Below are 17,229 nucleotides of genomic sequence, written 5' to 3' on the forward strand. Positions count from 1 at the left end.
CGGGCCTCAGGAAGTCAGGTCGAAACGGGCCAACAGGCGCGACAGGCTGGGCAGCAGGCGCCACTGCCAGCGCGCCAGGTGCACCTCGGCGCCGGCGGCGACCACCGGCTGGTTGCGCTGCACGGCCTGGACGATCTTCTCGCCCACCCTGTCCGGGCTCAGCCGGCGACGGCGGTAGAAGCGCTGCACCCTGGCGCGGCGGCGGGCCTGCTGCTCCTCGCTGAGGCCGGCGAAGCGGGTGGCCTGGACGATGCCGGTGTCGACGAAGCCGGGGCAGGCCGCGCTGACGCCGATGCCGTGCCCGGCCAGCTCGGCGCGCAGGCATTCGCTGAGCATCAGCACCGCCGCCTTGCTGGTGGCGTAGGCCGGGTAGTTGCGCGAGGGTGCGAAGGCCACGCCGGAGGCGACGTTGACCAGGTGCCCGGGCTTGCCGGCCTCGACCATCTGCCGGCCGAACAGGCGGCAGCCGTCGATGACGCTCCACAGGTTGACGCGCAGCAGGCGCTCCCAGTCCTGCGCGCTGGTGTCGAGCATGGCGCCGGCCAGGCCGATGCCGGCGTTGCTGACCACCACGTCGGGCACGCCCAGGCTGCTTTTCACCCAGGTGGCGAAGCGTTCCATGGCGGCGCTGTCGCCGACGTCCACGCAATAGCTGAAGGCCGTGGCGCCAAGGCTGCGGGCCTGGGCGGCGCTGGCTTCGGCGGCGGCCGGGTCGATGTCCGCGGCGAGCACGCTGGCGCCCTGTTCGGCGAAGCGCAGCAGCGTGGAACGGCCGATGCCGCCGCCGGCGCCGGTGACCACCACCAGCTTGCCGGCGAAGGGCCCGGCGCCGGGTTTCTGCTGAGCGCGCTGCAGCGGTTGGCTGGCCTCGCCGCCGTCGATGTGGCGGGCGAATTCGTCGATCCAGCCGGCCAGCTGCTCCGGCTTGGCGAGCAGTTGCCAGTGCCCGGCGGCCACCTCGCGGCGCCACAGTCGCGGCGCCCATAGCGAAAGCTGCTGGAACAGCTGCTGGCCGACGTAGCGGTCGCGGGTCGGCACCACCAGTTGCACCGGCACCTCGGTATGGCGCTTGCGCGGCTTGAAGACCGAACCGATGAAGTTGGCCCGGTACAGCTTCACGCCGTGCTCGCCGTCGCTGGCCTGGTGCGGGTTGCGCCCGGGGTTGCGGATACCCTCGACCTTGCGCAGGTATTGCGGCCACAGGCGCGCGGCGCCCAGGCGCCAGGACAGCGCCGGCAGTAGCGGCAGGTGGAAGTAGTAGATGTACCAGGAGTGCAGCAGCTGGCTGAGCACCTGCAGCAGCGCGGCCGGACGCCTGCGCCGCAGGCGGTCGCGCATCCAGTGGCCGACGTGGTCCAGGCAGGGCCCGGAGATGCTGGTGTAGGAGGCGATGCGCTGGCGCAGCGCCGGGTCGGTGACGCTCTCCCAGGTCTGGATCGAGCCCCAGTCGTGGGCCACCAGGTGCACCGCGCGTTCGGGGCTGACGGCGTCGAGCACGGCTTTCAGGTCCTGGCTGAGCAGTTCCAGGCGGTAGTCGCGGGTGCGCCGTGGTTTGTCCGAGGCGCCGGCGCCGCGCACGTCGTAGGCCACCACCTGGTAGCGGCCGAGCAGGCGGGCGATCAGCGGCAGCCAGACCTCGTGGTTGTCCGGGTAGCCGTGGACGAACAGCAGCATCGGCTTGTTCGCATCGCCCCAGCGGTACACCGCCAGGCGCACCGCGCCGGATTGCACGTCGAGGCGTTCGGCCGGCGGCAGGCCGGGGTTCTCGAGCATGGCGTTCATGCGGCCTCCCGTGGCAGCGGCGGGAGCGGATGGGCGGACGGGGTGCCTCGGGGCATGACGTTCTCCAGGCCATTGTTGTTGTACGGAGCGACCATGACATTGGTCGATGTCACGATGGATGCTGACCCATTCGCCCCGCCCGCGCCATGCCCAGCGGCGCTGTTACCAATGCGGGCAGCGGCGCGCAGCCCAGTCGCCATGCGGGTTTGGCAGAAAGGGCAGGGTACGCGGGGCGATGAAGTCCCGCCTTTGGTTGGGCGTTGTGACGGGCTTCGCAAGCGCTTGCGTATCGATGCCTTGCGGTTGTGGCCGGCGCCGGGCGCTGGCTATGATCGCCGCCATGAGCACGCCCCTGAGCCTTCTGCAGCGCCTGCTCCAGCGCCCCGAGCAAAGCCCGGCGGAGATGGAGGACGAGCGCGAATTCAGCGTCGACGAGCTGGCCCGCGAGGCCGGCAGCACGGTGCGCAACATCCGCGCCTACCAGGACCGCGGCCTGCTGCCGCCGCCCGAGCGGCGCGGCCGCAGCGGCGTGTACTTCGCCAGCCACCTGCGCCGCCTGCGCCTGATCGGCGGCCTGCTGGAGCGCGGCTACGGCCTGTCGAACATCAAGGAGCTGCTGGAAAGCTGGGAGCGCGGCCACGACCTCGACCACGTGCTGGGCCTGGACCAGGCCATCCTCGGCGCCTGGAACCTGGAGACGCCGGGGCAGATCGGCTTCGACGAACTGCAGGCGATCTTCGGCGACGAACTCGACGACGAGGTCATCGACCGCGCCCTGCAGCAGGGTCTGCTGCAATTCGACGGCGAGCGCATCAGCATCCCCAGCCCGCGGCTGTTCAACGCCGGCGTCGAGCTGTACCGCTCGGGCATTCCCCTGGCCGCGCTGCTGGAGCACCTGGCGGTGCTGCGCGGCGACACCGAGCACCTGGCCGCCGGCATCGTGCGCCTGGTGGTCACCCACCTGGTGGACAAGCGCGGCGCCGAGCTGCTGCCCGGCGCGGCCGACCTGGAGCAACTGGCCGAGGTGTTCATGCGCCTGCGTCCGCTGGCCGAGCAGGTGGTGCTGGTGGAGCTGGCGCGGGGCCTGAAGCGGTCGGCCAACGAGATGCTCGGCGAGCGCGTGGAGGAGATCCTCCGCCAGTTCGAGCAGCCGCGCTGACGCCACTTCTGCAAGGTGCTTTTCGTAGGATGGGTTGAGCTTGCGAAACCCATGCTGCCAGGGTGATGGGTATCGCTTCGCTCCACCCATCCTACGGGCGTTGTGTTTGCCGGCGGCATCGGCTCGCCTGAGTTATACGATGAGCAGCGTCAGCGCCCCCGCGGCGAGGCCGGCGACCATCACCGGTACGCAGCGCAGGGCCAGCCGGGCGCCGCCGACCAGGGCGATCAGAGCGGCCTTGACCAGGCTGTTGCTGACCACGGCGAGGACGATGCCTTGCCCGGCCACTTCGGCGTCCAGCCCGCCCAGGGCGTTGCTGGCCAGGGACAAGGTGATGGCGTCGACGTCGGCCAGGCCCGAGAGCAGCGCCACCAGGTACACGCCGACGTCGCCCAGGTAGCGGTGCCCGGCCTCGACCAGGAACAGGATCAGCGCCAGCAGGGCAGCGAAGCGCAGGGCCGGGCCCAGTTCGAAGGGGTTCTTCAGCGGCGGTTCGCTGGTGGCGGGCGTCTCGTCCCGGCTGGCGCGCTGCCAATACAGCAGCGCGCCGCCGGCATAGACCAGGGTGGCGACGATCAGCGGCGGCAGCAGGTCCGGCAGCAGCTCGACGTTGACCAGGCCGACCTCCAGGGCCACCCGCGGGAACATCAGCGCCGAGGTGGCCAGCAGGCCGGCGGCCAGCAGCGGTTGCAGGCGGCGTTGCCCGTGCATGCCGGCGAGGGTGAGGGTCATCGCCGTGGACGACACCAGGCCGCCGAGCAGCGCGGTGATCAGCAGGCCGTGGCGGGTGCCGGTGAGGCGCACGGCGACGTAGGCGGCGAAGCCCAGGCCGGCGATCAGCACCACCATCCACCAGCTGGCGTAGGGGTTGAACACCTGCCAGGGACCGTAGCCCTGGTTGGGCAGCACCGGCAGCATCACCACCGAGATGAACAGCAGCTTGAAGGCCGCCGAGAGTTCGCGGGCGTCCAGGTGCTTCAGCGCGGCATGCAGGGATTCCTTCAGGCTCAGCAGCAGCGCCACCACCACGCCGCCGCCGGCGGCCAGCAGGCGGCTGTCGGCCACGGCCAGGCTACCCAGCAGGAAGGTGGCGAGCAGGGCGACCTCGCTGGTCATGCCCTGGTCGCCGCTGCGGCCCACGTCGGCCAGGTAGCCGGCCACGGCCAGCAGGCCCACCAGCAGCGCCATCACCGCCCAGGCCCAGACGCCGAAGTGCCCGGCCAGCAGCGCGCTCAAGCCGCCCAGCAGGCCGGCCAGGGTGAAGGTGCGGATGCCGGCGACCTGGCGGATGTCCTCGAAGTCGCGCTCGCGCCAGCCGCGCTCGGTGCCGACCAGCAGGCCGATGGCCAGGGCGGTGGTGAGGTCGAGGACGAGTTCCATGTGGTCCAGCATCGCGGGGCGGCTCCGTGCGGGGATGCTGGGAGTCTAGAAGCTGACGGCGTGGAGGGGGTGTTCCAGGTCAAGGCGGGGGATTTCATTCGTGATTCGCGGCGGGACGTCCGGCTATCGCGGACAAGGTTCCGGTGGGCATGGCTTCTCGTAGGAGCGAGCTCGCTCGCGAACAGACTCCGCTGCGGGGCTCATTCGCGAGCAAGAACTAGGCGTCCCCCTCGATCCTACGAAGAGCGCCCCGGCGCGGCCGGCAAGACAGATGCTCCTACGAGGGAATGCCATGCCTCTCCATGGGCTGTAGGAGCGGGCCCTGCCCGTGATTCGCGCGCAGGGCGCGCTCCTACAAGGGAATGGCGTGGCTGGGGTGGCGTAGGAGCGGATCTCATCCGCGAATCGCGCCGGTGGTTCCGGCTATCGCGAACAAGGTCCTACCCCCTCCGGCAGGCACAAGACCCGTAGGATGGTGTTGAGCGAAGCGATACCCATCAGCGCAACCGCATGGGTTTCGCAAGCTCAACCCATCCTACGAAAAGCACTCTGGTGCGGCTTGCAAGACAGTTGCTCCTACGGGGGAGGAATACCGTGCCTCCCGGAACCGTAGGGCGGATAACCGTTCGCGGTTATCCGCCGATACACCGGGGTCACAGCCAACGCCAAGGTCAACCCCGGAGCCGCCGGCAAGCAAGGCCAGGCGGCGGATAACGCCGTAGGCGTTATGCGCCCTACGACGTCCGCTCAGCGCAAGCTCAGGTGCCGGCTCAGCAGTGCCCGTAGCGCCGCCGGTTTCACCGGCTTGGCGAGGAATTCCAGGCCGGCGGCGTGGATCTGCGCCACCAGCTCGGGGCGGGCGTCGGCGCTGATCACCACGCCGGGCACCGGTTCGCCCAGGCGCGTGCGCAGCCAGGCCATCAGTTCGGCGCCGGTCTCGCCGTTGTCCAGGTGGTAGTCGATCAGCGCCAGTTCCGGGCGCGCGTCGCTGTCCAGCAGCTGCTCGCACTCGGCCTTGCTGCGCGCGGTGAGCACGCGGCAGCCCCAGCGGCTGAGCAGGCTGTTCATGCCGACCAGGATGCTGTCCTCGTTGTCCACGCACAGCACCTGGGCGCCGTTCAGCTCGGTGGGCACCTCGGCCTTGTGGCCGTTGAGCTCGGCCGGCGCCGGCTGCCGCGCCAGCGGCACGCTGACGCTGAACACGCTGCCCTTGCCCGGCCAGGAGCGCACCTGCAGGCGGTGGCCGAGCACCTTGCACAGCCGGTCGGCGATCGCCAGGCCCAGGCCCAGGCCCTTCTCGGCGCGGGTCTGGTGGCTGTCCAGGCGCTTGAATTCCTCGAAGATCACGCTGAGCTTGTCCTCGGGGATGCCCGGGCCGCGGTCCCACACCTCCAGGCGCAGGTGCCCGTCCTCGCGGCGCACGCCCAGCAGCACGCGGCCCTTGGCGTAGCGGAAGGCGTTGGTCAGGAAGTTCTGCAGCACCCGGCGCAGCAGCTTGATGTCGCTGTCCACCCGCAGCTTGCTGCCGCGCAGGTGGAAGTCGATGCCCTGTTCCTGGGCCAGGGCGCGGAACTCGGCGCCCAGCGGGTCGAGCAGGGCGCTGAGCGGGAAGGCCGCGCGCTCGGCGCTGACGCGGCCGCTTTCCAGGCGCGAGATGTCCAGCAGGTCGGTGATCAGGTCCTCGGCCGAACGCAGCGAGGAGTCCAGGTGGCGCACCAGGTCGCTGGCCTCGCCGGGCAGCTCGCTCTGGGCCAGCGCCGCGGAGAACAGCCGCGCGGCGTTCAGCGGCTGCATCAGGTCGTGGCTGACCGCGGCGAGGAAACGCGTCTTCGACTGGTTGGCGGCCTCGGCGGTGCCCTTGGCCTCGGTCAGCGCCTGGTTCAGCTGCGAAAGCTCCAGGGTGCGTGCCTCGACGCGCTGTTCCAGGCTCTCGTTGGCTTCCTTGAGGCCGTGCTCGGCGTCGCGGAACGCGGTGATGTCGGTGAAGCTCATGACGAAGCCGCCGCCGGGCATGGGGTTGCCGATCAGTTCGATGACGCGGCCGTTGGGGAACAGCCGCTCGGAGGTGTGCGGGGTGCCCTGGCGCATCCAGTACAGGCGCTTGGCCACGTGCAGGTCGGGGTCGCCGGGGCCGCACAGGCCGCGTTCGGCGTTGTAGCGGATGATGTCGGCGATCGGCCGGCCGACGTGGATCAGCCCGTCGGGGTAGTCGAACAGCTCGATGTAGCGGTGGTTCCAGGCCACCAGGCGCAGCGACTGGTCGACCACGCTGATGCCCTGGGTGATGTTCTCGATGGCACCCTGCAGCAGGGCGCGGTTGAATTGCAGCACCTCGGAGGCTTCGTCGGCGATCTTCACCACGTCCTCCACCTGCATCTCGCGGCCTTCGATGGCGGCCTTCACCACCGCGCGCGCCGAGGAGGCGCCGAGCACGCCGGCGAGCAGGCGCTCGGTGTGGGCGATCCACTCGTCGTTGGCGTTCTGGCTGGGCACGAAGCCCTTGCCCTGGCGGTAGGCGAAGCGGATGAAGCTCTGCCGCGCGCGCTCCTCGCCGACGAAGCGCGCGGCGAGCATCAGCAGGTCTTCCAGTTGCACCGCCAGCATCGAGCGCGAGCTGAGGCGCTGGGAGATTTCCTGGCCGATGAAGCGGCTGGCCTGCCAGTGCTCGGAGACGCGGGTGCGGGAGAACACCGAGACCAGGCCGAACAGGGCGAAGTTGCCGATCAGCGAGAGCAGTACGCCGAGGGTCAGCGGCTCGATGTTGATGCCGAAGGGGTGGGCGGCCAGCCAGGTCAGCCCGGGGAAGTGTTCCAGCGGCCAGCCCAGGCTGCGGGCGATCACCGGCAGCACCAGGGTGTAGGCCCAGAGCGCGGCGCCGGCGGCCAGGCCGGCGAACACGCCGCGGCGGTTGGCCTGCTTCCAGTACAGCGCGCCGATCATCGCCGGGCCCAGCTGGGCGATGGCGGCGAAGGCGATCTGGCCGATGGTCGCCAGGCTCGCGGTGGAGCCCAGCAGGCGGTAGCTGACGTAGGCCAGCAGGAGGATCAGCGCGATGCTCACCCGGCGCACGGTCAGCAGCCAGTGGCGGAACACCTCGAACGGCTGCTCGGCGTCGGTGCCCTTGCGGCGCAGCAGCCAGGGCAGCAGCATGTCGTTGGAGACCATGGTGGACAGCGCCACGCTGGCCACGATGACCATGCCGGTGGCCGCCGAGGCGCCGCCGATGAAGGCCAGCAGCGCCAGCGCCGGGTGAGACTCGGCCAGCGGCAGGCTGATCACGAAGGAGTCGGGGATGACCCCGGCCGGCAACTGCAGCTGCCCGGCCAGGGCGATGGGCACCACGAACAGCGCGGCCAGCACCAGGTAGGCGGGGAACACCCAGCGCGCCAGGTTGAGGTCGCGCGGCTCGATGTTCTCCACCACCAGCACGTGGAACTGCCGCGGCAGGCACATGATGGCGGTCATGGCCACGCCGGTCTGCAGCAGCATGGCCGGCCAGTGCACGGTCTCCTGCCAGTACTCGGCCAGTTGCGGGGCGTCGCGGGCCCTGTCGAACAGGTCGCCGAAGCCGTCGTAGAGGCCGAAGGTGACGAAGATGCCCACGGCGAGGAAGGCGGTGAGCTTGACCAGCGACTCGAAGGCGATGGCCAGCACCATGCCGCGGTGGTGCTCGGTGACGTCCAGGCTGCGGGTGCCGAAGACGATGGTGAACAGCGCCAGCACCAGCGAGACGATCAGCGCCGTGTCCTGGGCGCGGCTGCCGCCGGAGTCGGCGCCGGCGCCGATCAGGAGGTTCACGCCCAGGACGATGCCCTTGAGCTGCAGGGCGATGTAGGGCAGCACGCAGACCACGCAGATCAGCGCCACCACCACCGCCAGGGCCTGGGACTTGCCGTAGCGCGCGGCGATGAAGTCGGCGATGGAGGTGATGTTCTCCTGCTTGCTGATCATGATCATCTTCTGCAGCACCCAGGGCGCGAAGAGCATCAGCAACACCGGGCCGAGGTAGATCGGCAGGAATGACCAGAGCTGGCCGGCGGCCTGGCCGACGGCGCCGAAGAAGGTCCAGCTGGTGCAGTACACCGCCAGCGACAGGCTGTAGACCCAGGCGCGCAGGCGCGGCGACAGGGGCGCGCGGCGGCGGTCGCCATAGAAGGCGATGGCGAACAGGATGGCCATGTAGAGAAGGGCGACCGTGGCGATCAGCCCACTGGACAACGACATGCGAACTCCGACAAATCGACTCGCTCCCCCGCAGGAGCTGCTGGGATGCAGTTTCGCACCAAAGTCCGATGCTGTCAGAACCCCTGCGACCAAGGTCTCAGAGGCCGCTTGCCGCAGTGGGAAAGCGCTGGTAGCTTTGCCGGCCTTTTCGCCCGGGGCCCGTCCGTCGCGCCCTGGCGCCGCTGTGGCACTATTGCCGGGCACCGGGTTCCGATAGGAGCCGGCGGAAAGTCGAGGTACGAGGAGGGGCCATGTTCAGACCGTCACCCATCACCCTGCAGCGCGGTGCGCTGCGCCTGGAGCCCATGGTCGAGGCCGACGTGCCGGACCTGGTGGCGCTGGCCGAGGCCAACCGCGAGGCGCTGAGGTTCATGAGCGCGCCGCAGCGCCCGGACTGGTACCGCAACAGCCTCTCCGAGCAGCGCGAGGGCCGCGCCCTGCCGCTGGTGGTGCGCCTGGGCAACCAACTGGTGGGCACTACCCGCTTCATGGACTTCCTCCCGGCGCTGCCGGCCTGCGAGATCGGCGGCACCTGGCTGGACGCGGCGCAGCACGGCACCGGGCTGAACGCCAGCATCAAGTACCTGATGCTGCGCCAGGCCTTCGACAACTGGAAGATGGTCCGCGTGCAGCTGAAGACCGCCGCCAGCAACCTGCGCTCGCAGCGCGCCATCGAGAAGCTCGGCGCGGTGCGCGAGGGCGTGCTGCGCAACCACCGGCGCCTGGCCGGCGGGCGCCTGGACGACAGCGTTCTCTACAGCATCACCGACCTGGAGTGGCCGCAGGTGAAGGCCGCCCTGGAAGCCGGCTTCATCGGCTGAGGCCCCGGCATGCCCCTCGATAGCGCCCATGGCGAGCAGACGCGCTTCTGGCGGGCCCAGGAACTGGGCGGCCTGGAGCTGCTGCACGCGCGCTTCATCGAGCAGCGCTTCGCCCCCCATGTCCACGAAGGTTTCGCCCTGGTGCTGATCGAGCAGGGCGCCCAGCGCTTCCGCCACCGTGGCGCCGAGCACCTGGCGCCCAGCGGTAGCCTGGTGCTGATCAATCCCGATGAGGTCCACACCGGCTCCAAGGCCCATGAGGCGGGCTGGCTGTACCGTGGTTTCTATCCGGAGATCGGGCAGGTCGGCAGCGTGCTCGACGAGCTGGAGCTGGGTGGCCGCGGCCTGCCGACCTTCGACGCCAGCGTGTTGCACGATCCCGAGTTGAGCCGGGCCTTCCTGCACGTGCACCGCTTGCTGGAGTCCAACGCCAGCAGCCTGGAGCGCCAGACCTGCTGGCGCGAGGCGCTGCTGTTGCTGTTCCAGCGCCACGCGCGGGTGCCCGAGGCGCGCCCGGCCGGCCAGGAACCGCAGGCGGTGGCCCGTGCCCGCGAGCTGCTGGCGGCCCGGCTGGTCGAGCCGCCGTCGCTGGAAGAACTGGCGGCGGCGGTGAACCTGTCGCCGTTCCATTTCGCCCGGGTGTTCCGCAAGGCCACCGGCCTGCCGCCCCACGCCTGGATCAAGCAACGCCGCCTGGAACAGGCCCGCGCCCTGCTCAAGGGCGGCTGCGCGCCGGCCTCGGTGGCGGCGCAACTGGGCTACGCCGACCAGAGCCACCTGAGCCGCCAGTTCAAGCAGGCCTACGGCGTGGCGCCGGGGGAATACCGCCTGGCCTGCGGACGCTCCGGCCTGCCACCCGGCAACCTGTAGGAGCGGGCCCTGCCCGCGATTTCGCGCGCAGGGCGCGCTCCTACATGGGATGGTGCGGGTGGGGCGGCGTAGGAGCGGATCTTATCCGCGAATCGCGCCGGGGGTTCCGGCTATCGCGGACAAGGTCCGCTCCTACGGGGGAGGAATACCGTGCAACCTGTAGGAGCGGGCCCTGCCCGCGAAATCGCGCGCAGGGCGCGCTCCTACATGGAATGGTGCGGGTGGGGCGGCGTAGGAGCGGACCTTATCCGCGAATCGCGCCGGTGGTTCCGGCTATCGCGGACAAGGTCCGCTCCTACGGGGGGAGGAATACCGTGCAACCTGTAGGAGCGGGCCCTGCCCGCGATTTCGCGCGCAGGGCGCGCTCCTACATGGAATGGCGTGGGTGGGGCGGCGTAGGAGCGGATCTTATCCGCGAATCGCGCCGGGGGTTCCGGCTATCGCGGACAAGGTCCGCTCGGGGGAGGAATACCGTGCAACCTGTAGGAGCGGGCCCTGCCCGCGATTCGCGCGCAGGGCGCGCTCCTACAAGGGAACACCGCGGGTGGGGCGGCGTAGGAGCGGATCTCATCCGCGATTTCGCCCCGGCCTGTCCGGTCATGCGAGAGGCAATTCGGAATTTTTGCCCGTGGATGTGGCCAGAGGCATCGCAGTTGCAGTCAAATCTGCGACGGACGCCGCGGCGTCCTCCCGGCCCGCTTTCGGGGTCGCCTGACCAGGTACACACGGACGATGAGCCAACACTCGCAATTCGCCCTGCTGGGCACCCGGCGCTTTTTGCCGTTCTTCATCACCCAGCTGCTCGGCGCCTTCAACGACAACATCTTCAAGCAGTCGCTGATCCTGGCGATCCTCTACCACCTGAGCATCGGCGGTGACCGCAACCTGCTGGTCAACCTCTGCGCCCTGCTGTTCATCCTGCCGTTCTTCCTGTTCTCCGCCCTGGGCGGGCAGTTCGGCGAGAAGTTCAACAAGGACGCGCTGATGCGCGCCCTGAAGCTGGCCGAGGTGGTCATCATGCTGGTCGGCGCCGCGGGCTTCCTGCTCGGCAGCCTGCCGCTGCTGTTCCTCGCGCTGTTCGCCATGGGCACCCACTCGGCGCTGTTCGGCCCGGTGAAGTACTCGATTCTGCCGCAGCACCTGCGCGACGACGAACTGGTCGGCGGCAACGCCCTGGTGGAGATGGGCACCTTCCTGGCCATCCTCGCCGGCACCATCGGCGCCGGCGTGCTGATGTCGCGCCAGGCCTACGCCCCGGCGGTGGGAATCGCCGTGGTGCTGGTGGCTATCTGCGGCTTCCTGGCCAGCCGCGGCATTCCCCGCGCCGCCGCCGCGCTGCCGCAACTGCAGCTGGACTGGAACATCTTCAAGCAGTCCTGGGCCATCCTGCGCCTGGGCCTCGGCCAGCGCCCGGCGGTGTCGCGCTCGCTGGTGGGCAACTCCTGGTTCTGGTTCCTCGGCGCCGTCTACCTGACGCAGATCCCCACCTACGCCAAGGAGCTGCTGCACGGCGACGAGAGCGTGGTGACGCTGATCCTCACCGTGTTCTCGGTAGGCATCGCCCTGGGCTCGATGCTCTGCGAGAAGCTTTCGGGCAAGAAGGTGGAGATCGGCCTGGTGCCCTTCGGCTCCATCGGCCTGAGCCTGTTCGGCATCCTGCTGTGGTGGCACAGCGGCGGCTTCCCCGTCGGCGCCGCGCCGTTCACCTGGCTGGAGGTCCTGGAGCACCCGCAGAGCTGGGCGGTGCTCGGCGACATCCTCGGCATCGGCATCTTCGGCGGCTTCTACATAGTGCCGCTGTACGCCCTGATCCAGGCGCGCACCGAGGAGGACAAGCGGGCCCGGGTGATTGCCGCGAACAACATCCTCAACGCGCTGTTCATGGTGGTCGCCGCCGTCGTCTCGATCCTGCTGCTGTCGGTGGCCAAGCTGAGCATCCCGCAGCTGTTCCTGGTGCTGTCGCTGATGAACGTCGCGGTGAACGTGTACATCTTCAAGATCGTGCCCGAGTTCACCATGCGCTTCCTGGTCTGGCTGCTCAGCCACTCCATGTACCGCGTCGACCACCAGAACCTCGAGGCCATCCCCGACGAGGGCCCGGTGGTGCTGGTGTGCAACCACGTGTCCTTCGTCGACGCGCTGCTCATCGCCGGCTCCATCCGCCGCCCGGTGCGCTTCGTGATGTACTACAAGATCTTCCGCCTGCCGGTGCTCAACTTCATCTTCCGCACCGCCGGCGCCGTGCCCATCGCCGCGCGCCACGAGGACGAGCGCATCTACGAGGAGGCCTTCCGCCGCGTGGCGCAGTACCTGAAGGACGGCGAGGTGGTGTGCATCTTCCCCGAGGGCAAGCTGACCGCCGACGGCGAGATGAACGAGTTCCGCGGCGGGGTGGAGCGGATCATCGAGGAAACCCCGGTGCCGGTGATCCCCATGGCGCTGCAGGGCCTGTGGGGCAGCTTCTTCAGCCGCGACCCGGACAAGGGCTTCTTCCGCCGCTTCTGGTCGCGCGTGCGCCTGGTGGCGGGGCAGCCGCTGCCGCCGCAGGAGGCTGGGCGCCAATACCTGCAGGCGCAGGTGGCGGACCTGCGCGGCAACGCCCGCTGAAACGAAAAAGCCCCGGCAGAGCCGGGGCTTTTTCACAGGGGCGCGAGGTTCAGATGACCTGAACTTCGTCCGCCTGCAGGCCTTTCTGGCCTTCTACAACGATGAAGGAGACCTTCTGGCCTTCCTGCAGCGACTTGAAGCCATTGCCCTGGATGGAACGGAAGTGAACGAACAGGTCGCCACCGTTTTCCTGGGTGATGAAGCCAAAGCCCTTGGCATCGTTGAACCATTTGACGGTGCCGGTCTGACGATTCGACATGGAATTACACCTTGAACGTTGTGGTTTGCTGCACGGCGTTACCGCCGCCTGTTCTGAGTTGCAAGGTGTGGGCCGGGCCGAACGAAGAGCGTCGCCGCCTTCAGGTCATCAGCCGTGACGATCCTGGCAAGCACAGTTGCCGCAGCATACCGGGACTTTTCCGGGAAAGCGACAGGACGGACATGCCGATTTCAATGGCTTAACTTCAGCCCGACCAGGCCGCAGAGGATCAGCGCGATGCTGAGCAGGCGCAGCGGGGCGACGGATTCGCCGAACAGCAGGATGCCGAGGGTCACCGTGCCCAGCGCGCCGATGCCGGTCCAGATGGCGTAGGCGGTGCCCAGCGGCAGGTGTTTCATGGCAAGGCCGAGCAGGCCGATGCTGGCGGCCATGGCCAGCGCGGTCAGCACGCTGGGCCACAGGCGGGTGAAACCTTCGGTGTATTTCAGACCGACGGCCCAGGCCACTTCGAACAGGCCGGCGAGGAAAAGGATGAACCAGGACATGGGAGACCTCCGGGATGACTGATGGGCAGGGCCGTCCCCGTCGGTGCACCTGGCGGTGGTGAGGTCGTCCTCACGATGTGCAGTATTTTGCACAATCTGGCCCGGGCGGCAACCTGTGCCGGCGTCGCGCCCGGGCCGGCAGGTTTCAGGAGGTCTGTTCGGGCTTGTCCGTCAGGCGGCGGAACCAGCTCGACAGGGTGGCCCCGGAGATGTTGTGCCAGACGCTGAACAACGCGCTGGGCACCGCCGCCAGCGGCGAGAAGTGCGCGCTGGCCAGGGCCGCGCCAAGCCCGGAGTTCTGCATGCCGACTTCCAGGGCCAGCGACTTGCGCTGCGCCAGGGGCAGGCCGAAGACGCGCCCGGCGAGGTAGCCGAGGAGGAAGCCGAAGCTGTTGTGCAGGATCACCACGGCCATGATCAGCAGGCCGGACTCGGCGATCTTCGCCTGGCTGGCCGCCACCACCGCCGCGACTATCACCACGATGCACACTACCGAGACCAGCGGCAGCACTTCCACCACCTTGCCCACCCGTGCGCCGAACAGGCGCTGGGCGACCACGCCGAGGGCGATGGGCAGCAGCACCACTTGGAGGATCGACCAGAACAGCTCGGCAAAGGACACCGGCAGCCAGGCCGAGGCCAGCAGCCAGATCAGCGCCGGGGTCAGCCGCGGGGCGAGTAGGGTGGTCACCGCGGCGATAGCCACCGACAGCGCCAGGTCGCCGCGAGCCAGCCAGGTCATGACGTTGGAGGCGGTGCCGCTGGGGCAGCAGCCGACCAGGATCACGCCCACGGCGATCTCCGGCGGCAGGTGCAGCAGCTGGCACAGCAGCCAGGCCACGCCGGGCATGATGACGAAGTGGGCGACCACGCCCAGGCACACGCGCCAGGGGTGGCGCGCCACTTCGGCGAAGTCTTCCAGCTTCAGCGTCAGGCCCATGCCGAACATGACGATGCCGAGCATCGGCACGATCGCCGGCGCCAGCGGGCGGAACCACTGCGGCGCGAGGAAGGCCAGCACGGCGAACAGCAGTACCCAGAGGGCGAAGGTGTTGCCGACGAAGCGGCTCAGCAAGGCGATGGCGCGCATGGACGGTGATCCTTGTCGTTATTGTCGGGCCGGCGCCATGTGGGGCGCCGACCTTCTGAAGAACCTGTTCACGATCTCGCGAGCTAGAGCAGAACAAGGCGCAACGACCAACGGGAGTAACAGCCGAAGGCTGGCCCGAAGGGCGAGCGCAGCGAGTCAAACAGGCGAGGGAGGCACCGGGCTCGCGTTCGAGTTTAGTCCGCTAAATGAGCATCACTCGCCTGTTTTCAACGCAGTTATGCCGACGCGCAGCAGATCGTGGGCTGGTTCTTAGATGCCCTGGGGGATTTCCTCGCCGCCCAGCGCCTCGAACAGCGCCGGCAGGAACTGGCCGAAGGTCAGCATCATCAGGATGAAGCTGGCGTCGAGCTGGCCGAGGGCGTCGTCGCCGCCGTCCTTCTCGGCCTGCTCCTGCAGCAGTTCCTCGAAGCGCAGGCGCTTGATCGCCAGCTTGTCGTCGAGCACGAAGCTGAGCTTGTCCGACCAGGCCAGCGCCAGCTGGGTGACCAGCTTGCCGGAGGACAGGTGCAGCTGGATCTCGTCGCTGGTCAGGTCCTGGCGCTTGCAGCGCACCACGCCGCCGTCCTCGTGGGTGTCGCGCAACTCGCACTCGTCCAGCACGAAGAAGTCGCCGGCGGCTTCCTGGGTCTTCACCCAGTCGGTGAGGGTGGCGCTGGGCGCGACCTTGACGCTGAGCGGGCGCACCGGCAGCGAGCCGAGGGCCTCGCGCAGGGTGGAGAGCAGGTCCTCGGCCTTCTTCGCGCTGGCGGTATCGACCAGGATCAGGCCCAGCTCCGGGGCGATCGCCGCGAAGGTCGAGGAGCGGCGGATGAAGGCGCGCGGCAGCAGGCTCTGGACGATCTCGTCCTTGAGCTGGTCGCGTTCCTTCTTGTAGACCTTGCGCATCTGCGCGGTCTCGATCTCGTCCACCTTGTCCTTCAGCGCATCGCGCACCACGCTGCCGGGGAGGATGCGTTCCTCCTTGCGCGCGCTGATCAGGTAGAAGCCCTGGCTGACGTGGGCCAGGGGGGCGTCGGGGCCCTTGCCGAAGGGCGCGGTGAAGCCGTAGGTGGTCAGTTCCTGGCTGGCGCAGGGGCGCGCCGGCTTGCTGGCCAGGGCTTTCTCGAGGGCATCGGCATCGATCTGCAGATCCTGGGTGAGGCGGTAGACGAGCAGGTTACGGAACCACATGAGGGTCAAACTCCCGGACACAAAGGACTGCATTATTCCCACAGCGGCGGTCCAGGCCAAGCCCATGGCGTTTCGCCGGCGTTTTCCTAAGCCTTTGGAACGGCAGAAAAAATTTTTCACGCGGGGGCTTGCCAGGGTGCGAATGCCTCCGTAGAATGCGCCCCACTTCGAGAGTGAAGGGTGATTAGCTCAGCTGGGAGAGCATCTGCCTTACAAGCAGAGGGTCGGCGGTTCGATCCCGTCATCACCCACCAAACTCGAGGTCCGACGCAGCGGTAGTTCAGTCGGTTAGAATACCGGCCTGTCACGCCGGGGGTCGCGGGTTCGAGTCCCGTCCGCTGCGCCATATTCCAAGCCCTCAGGCAGAAATGCCTGGGGGCTTTGTCTTTTCCGGCTCCGGAAAAGGCCCGCGTGCGACGCCGTTCGCAACGCCTATCCTGTTAATTTTTCTATAAGTTTGCCGTGGGAACTTATCCCCCGGCAGTGGTTCCTATTGCCCATAGCCATTGGCCGCGGCGCCCTGATAAGCTCGCGGTTTCATCGAAATGCCAGCATGGCAATCAGACAAGGAATCAGCATGAAACAACATCGGTTGGCGGCAGCGATCGCACTGGTCGGCCTGGTTCTCGCGGGCTGCGATCAGCAGGCTGCCAATGTGGAGCTCAAGACGTCGGCGCAGAAGGCTTCCTACGGCATCGGCCTGAACATGGGCAAGAGCCTGGCCCAGGAAGGCATGAACGATCTGGACTCCAAGGCCGTCGCCCAGGGCATCGAAGATGCCATCGGCAAGAAGCCGCAGCGCGTCACCGATGAAGAGCTGACCCAGGCGTTCACCGACCTGCAGAAGCGTTCCGAGGAGCGCATGGCCAAGCTGAGCGAGGAAACCCTCAAGGCCGGCAAGAAGTTCCTCGAGGACAACGGCAAGCGCGAAGGCGTGGTCACCACCAAGTCCGGCCTGCAGTACGAAGTGGTGAAGAAGGCCGACGGCCCGCAGCCCAAGGCCACCGACGTGGTCACCGTGCACTACGAGGGCAAGCTGACCGACGGCACCGTGTTCGACAGCTCCATCCAGCGCGGCAGCCCCATCGACCTGCCGGTCAACGGCGTGATCCCGGGCTGGGTCGAAGCCCTGCAACTGATGCACGTGGGCGAGAAGATCAAGCTGTTCATCCCCAGCGAACTGGCCTACGGCTCGCAGAGCCCGAGCCCGACCATTCCGGCCAACTCGGTGCTGGTGTTCGACCTGGAACTGCTGGGCATCAAGGACGCCAACCAGGCCGGCGGCGAGCAGCCGCAAGCCCCGGCGCAGAACTGAGTACATTCGTACCAAGAGGACGCCC

12 protein-coding genes and 2 tRNA genes are annotated in these 17,229 nt (G+C 68.5%); 7 read left to right on the forward strand and 7 right to left on the reverse strand.

Going from position 1 to position 17,229, the window contains the following annotated elements:
* Positions 1-6: 6 nt before the first annotated feature.
* A complete protein-coding gene (locus BM060_RS17965; protein WP_074981549.1) occupies positions 7-1,782 on the reverse strand; it encodes an SDR family oxidoreductase in 1,776 nt (591 codons plus the stop codon).
* Between the two features lie 403 nt (positions 1,783-2,185).
* On the opposite strand from BM060_RS17965, the gene BM060_RS17970 reads away from it, so the two are divergent.
* Complete coding sequence (locus BM060_RS17970; protein ID WP_135499989.1) at positions 2,186-2,941, forward strand: MerR family transcriptional regulator; 756 nt, start codon at positions 2,186-2,188, stop codon at positions 2,939-2,941.
* Positions 2,942-3,073: 132 nt separating this feature from the next.
* Here BM060_RS17970 and BM060_RS17975 read toward each other — a convergent pair whose 3' ends face one another.
* On the reverse strand, positions 3,074-4,333 hold the full coding sequence (locus BM060_RS17975; protein ID WP_074981551.1) for an MgtC/SapB family protein: 1,260 nt from the start codon (positions 4,331-4,333) through the stop codon (positions 3,074-3,076).
* 735 nt (positions 4,334-5,068) lie between these two features.
* Positions 5,069-8,545 carry a PAS domain-containing hybrid sensor histidine kinase/response regulator gene (locus BM060_RS17980; protein WP_074981553.1) on the reverse strand — a complete coding sequence of 1,159 codons (3,477 nt, stop codon included), beginning with the start codon at positions 8,543-8,545 and terminating at the stop codon, positions 5,069-5,071.
* Between the two features lie 251 nt (positions 8,546-8,796).
* Between BM060_RS17980 and BM060_RS17985 the strand changes: the two genes are divergently transcribed.
* From BM060_RS17985 to BM060_RS17995, 3 genes are all read left to right on the forward strand, one after another.
* The gene (locus BM060_RS17985; protein ID WP_074981555.1) at positions 8,797-9,366 is read left to right on the forward strand and encodes a GNAT family N-acetyltransferase; all 570 of its coding nucleotides are present in this window, start codon (positions 8,797-8,799) and stop codon (positions 9,364-9,366) included.
* 9 nt (positions 9,367-9,375) lie between these two features.
* On the forward strand, positions 9,376-10,236 hold the full coding sequence (locus tag BM060_RS17990) for an AraC family transcriptional regulator (RefSeq protein ID WP_074981557.1): 861 nt from the start codon (positions 9,376-9,378) through the stop codon (positions 10,234-10,236).
* 732 nt (positions 10,237-10,968) lie between these two features.
* Complete coding sequence (locus BM060_RS17995) at positions 10,969-12,843, forward strand: MFS transporter (RefSeq protein WP_074981559.1); 1,875 nt, start codon at positions 10,969-10,971, stop codon at positions 12,841-12,843.
* A gap of 49 nt (positions 12,844-12,892) precedes the next feature.
* Here the strand turns inward: BM060_RS17995 and BM060_RS18000 are convergent, their stop codons facing one another.
* The 4 genes from BM060_RS18000 to rdgC all read right to left on the reverse strand — a co-directional run bounded on the left by BM060_RS18000 (position 12,893) and on the right by rdgC (position 15,889).
* On the reverse strand, positions 12,893-13,102 hold the full coding sequence (locus BM060_RS18000) for a cold-shock protein (RefSeq protein ID WP_009620558.1): 210 nt from the start codon (positions 13,100-13,102) through the stop codon (positions 12,893-12,895).
* A gap of 191 nt (positions 13,103-13,293) precedes the next feature.
* Positions 13,294-13,608, reverse strand: a complete 315-nt coding sequence (sugE, locus tag BM060_RS18005) for a quaternary ammonium compound efflux SMR transporter SugE (protein WP_009620556.1) — start codon at positions 13,606-13,608, stop codon at positions 13,294-13,296.
* Positions 13,609-13,753: 145 nt separating this feature from the next.
* On the reverse strand, positions 13,754-14,698 hold the full coding sequence (locus BM060_RS18010) for a bile acid:sodium symporter family protein (RefSeq protein ID WP_074981561.1): 945 nt from the start codon (positions 14,696-14,698) through the stop codon (positions 13,754-13,756).
* Positions 14,699-14,968: 270 nt separating this feature from the next.
* A complete protein-coding gene (gene rdgC / locus BM060_RS18015; RefSeq protein ID WP_009620552.1) occupies positions 14,969-15,889 on the reverse strand; it encodes a recombination-associated protein RdgC in 921 nt (306 codons plus the stop codon).
* Between the two features lie 178 nt (positions 15,890-16,067).
* On the opposite strand from rdgC, the gene BM060_RS18020 reads away from it, so the two are divergent.
* From BM060_RS18020 to bamJ, 3 genes are all read left to right on the forward strand, one after another.
* Positions 16,068-16,143, forward strand: a tRNA-Val gene (locus BM060_RS18020).
* A gap of 15 nt (positions 16,144-16,158) precedes the next feature.
* A tRNA-Asp gene (locus BM060_RS18025) sits at positions 16,159-16,235 on the forward strand.
* Positions 16,236-16,466: 231 nt separating this feature from the next.
* On the forward strand, positions 16,467-17,204 hold the full coding sequence (gene bamJ / locus BM060_RS18030; RefSeq protein ID WP_009620550.1) for a BamJ family beta-barrel-assembly machinery protein: 738 nt from the start codon (positions 16,467-16,469) through the stop codon (positions 17,202-17,204).
* The last annotated feature ends 25 nt before the right edge of the window (positions 17,205-17,229 follow it).

The organism is Pseudomonas citronellolis, assembly GCF_900112375.1.
GTDB lineage: Bacteria > Pseudomonadota > Gammaproteobacteria > Pseudomonadales > Pseudomonadaceae > Pseudomonas > Pseudomonas citronellolis.

Bases quoted from the DNA above. Each gene is read 5' to 3' on its own strand.
- BM060_RS17965 (WP_074981549.1), bottom strand. From the start codon at position 1,782: ATGAACGCCATGCTCGAGAACCCCGGCCTGCCGCCGGCCGAACGCCTC.
- BM060_RS17970 (WP_135499989.1), top strand. From the start codon at position 2,186: ATGGAGGACGAGCGCGAATTCAGCGTCGACGAGCTGGCCCGCGAGGCC.
- BM060_RS17975 (WP_074981551.1), bottom strand. From the start codon at position 4,333: ATGCTGGACCACATGGAACTCGTCCTCGACCTCACCACCGCCCTGGCC.
- BM060_RS17980 (WP_074981553.1), bottom strand. From the start codon at position 8,545: ATGTCGTTGTCCAGTGGGCTGATCGCCACGGTCGCCCTTCTCTACATG.
- BM060_RS17985 (WP_074981555.1), top strand. From the start codon at position 8,797: ATGTTCAGACCGTCACCCATCACCCTGCAGCGCGGTGCGCTGCGCCTG.
- BM060_RS17990 (WP_074981557.1), top strand. From the start codon at position 9,376: ATGCCCCTCGATAGCGCCCATGGCGAGCAGACGCGCTTCTGGCGGGCC.
- BM060_RS17995 (WP_074981559.1), top strand. From the start codon at position 10,969: ATGAGCCAACACTCGCAATTCGCCCTGCTGGGCACCCGGCGCTTTTTG.
- BM060_RS18000 (WP_009620558.1), bottom strand. From the start codon at position 13,102: ATGTCGAATCGTCAGACCGGCACCGTCAAATGGTTCAACGATGCCAAG.
- sugE (WP_009620556.1), bottom strand. From the start codon at position 13,608: ATGTCCTGGTTCATCCTTTTCCTCGCCGGCCTGTTCGAAGTGGCCTGG.
- BM060_RS18010 (WP_074981561.1), bottom strand. From the start codon at position 14,698: ATGCGCGCCATCGCCTTGCTGAGCCGCTTCGTCGGCAACACCTTCGCC.
- rdgC (WP_009620552.1), bottom strand. From the start codon at position 15,889: ATGTGGTTCCGTAACCTGCTCGTCTACCGCCTCACCCAGGATCTGCAG.
- bamJ (WP_009620550.1), top strand. From the start codon at position 16,467: ATGAAACAACATCGGTTGGCGGCAGCGATCGCACTGGTCGGCCTGGTT.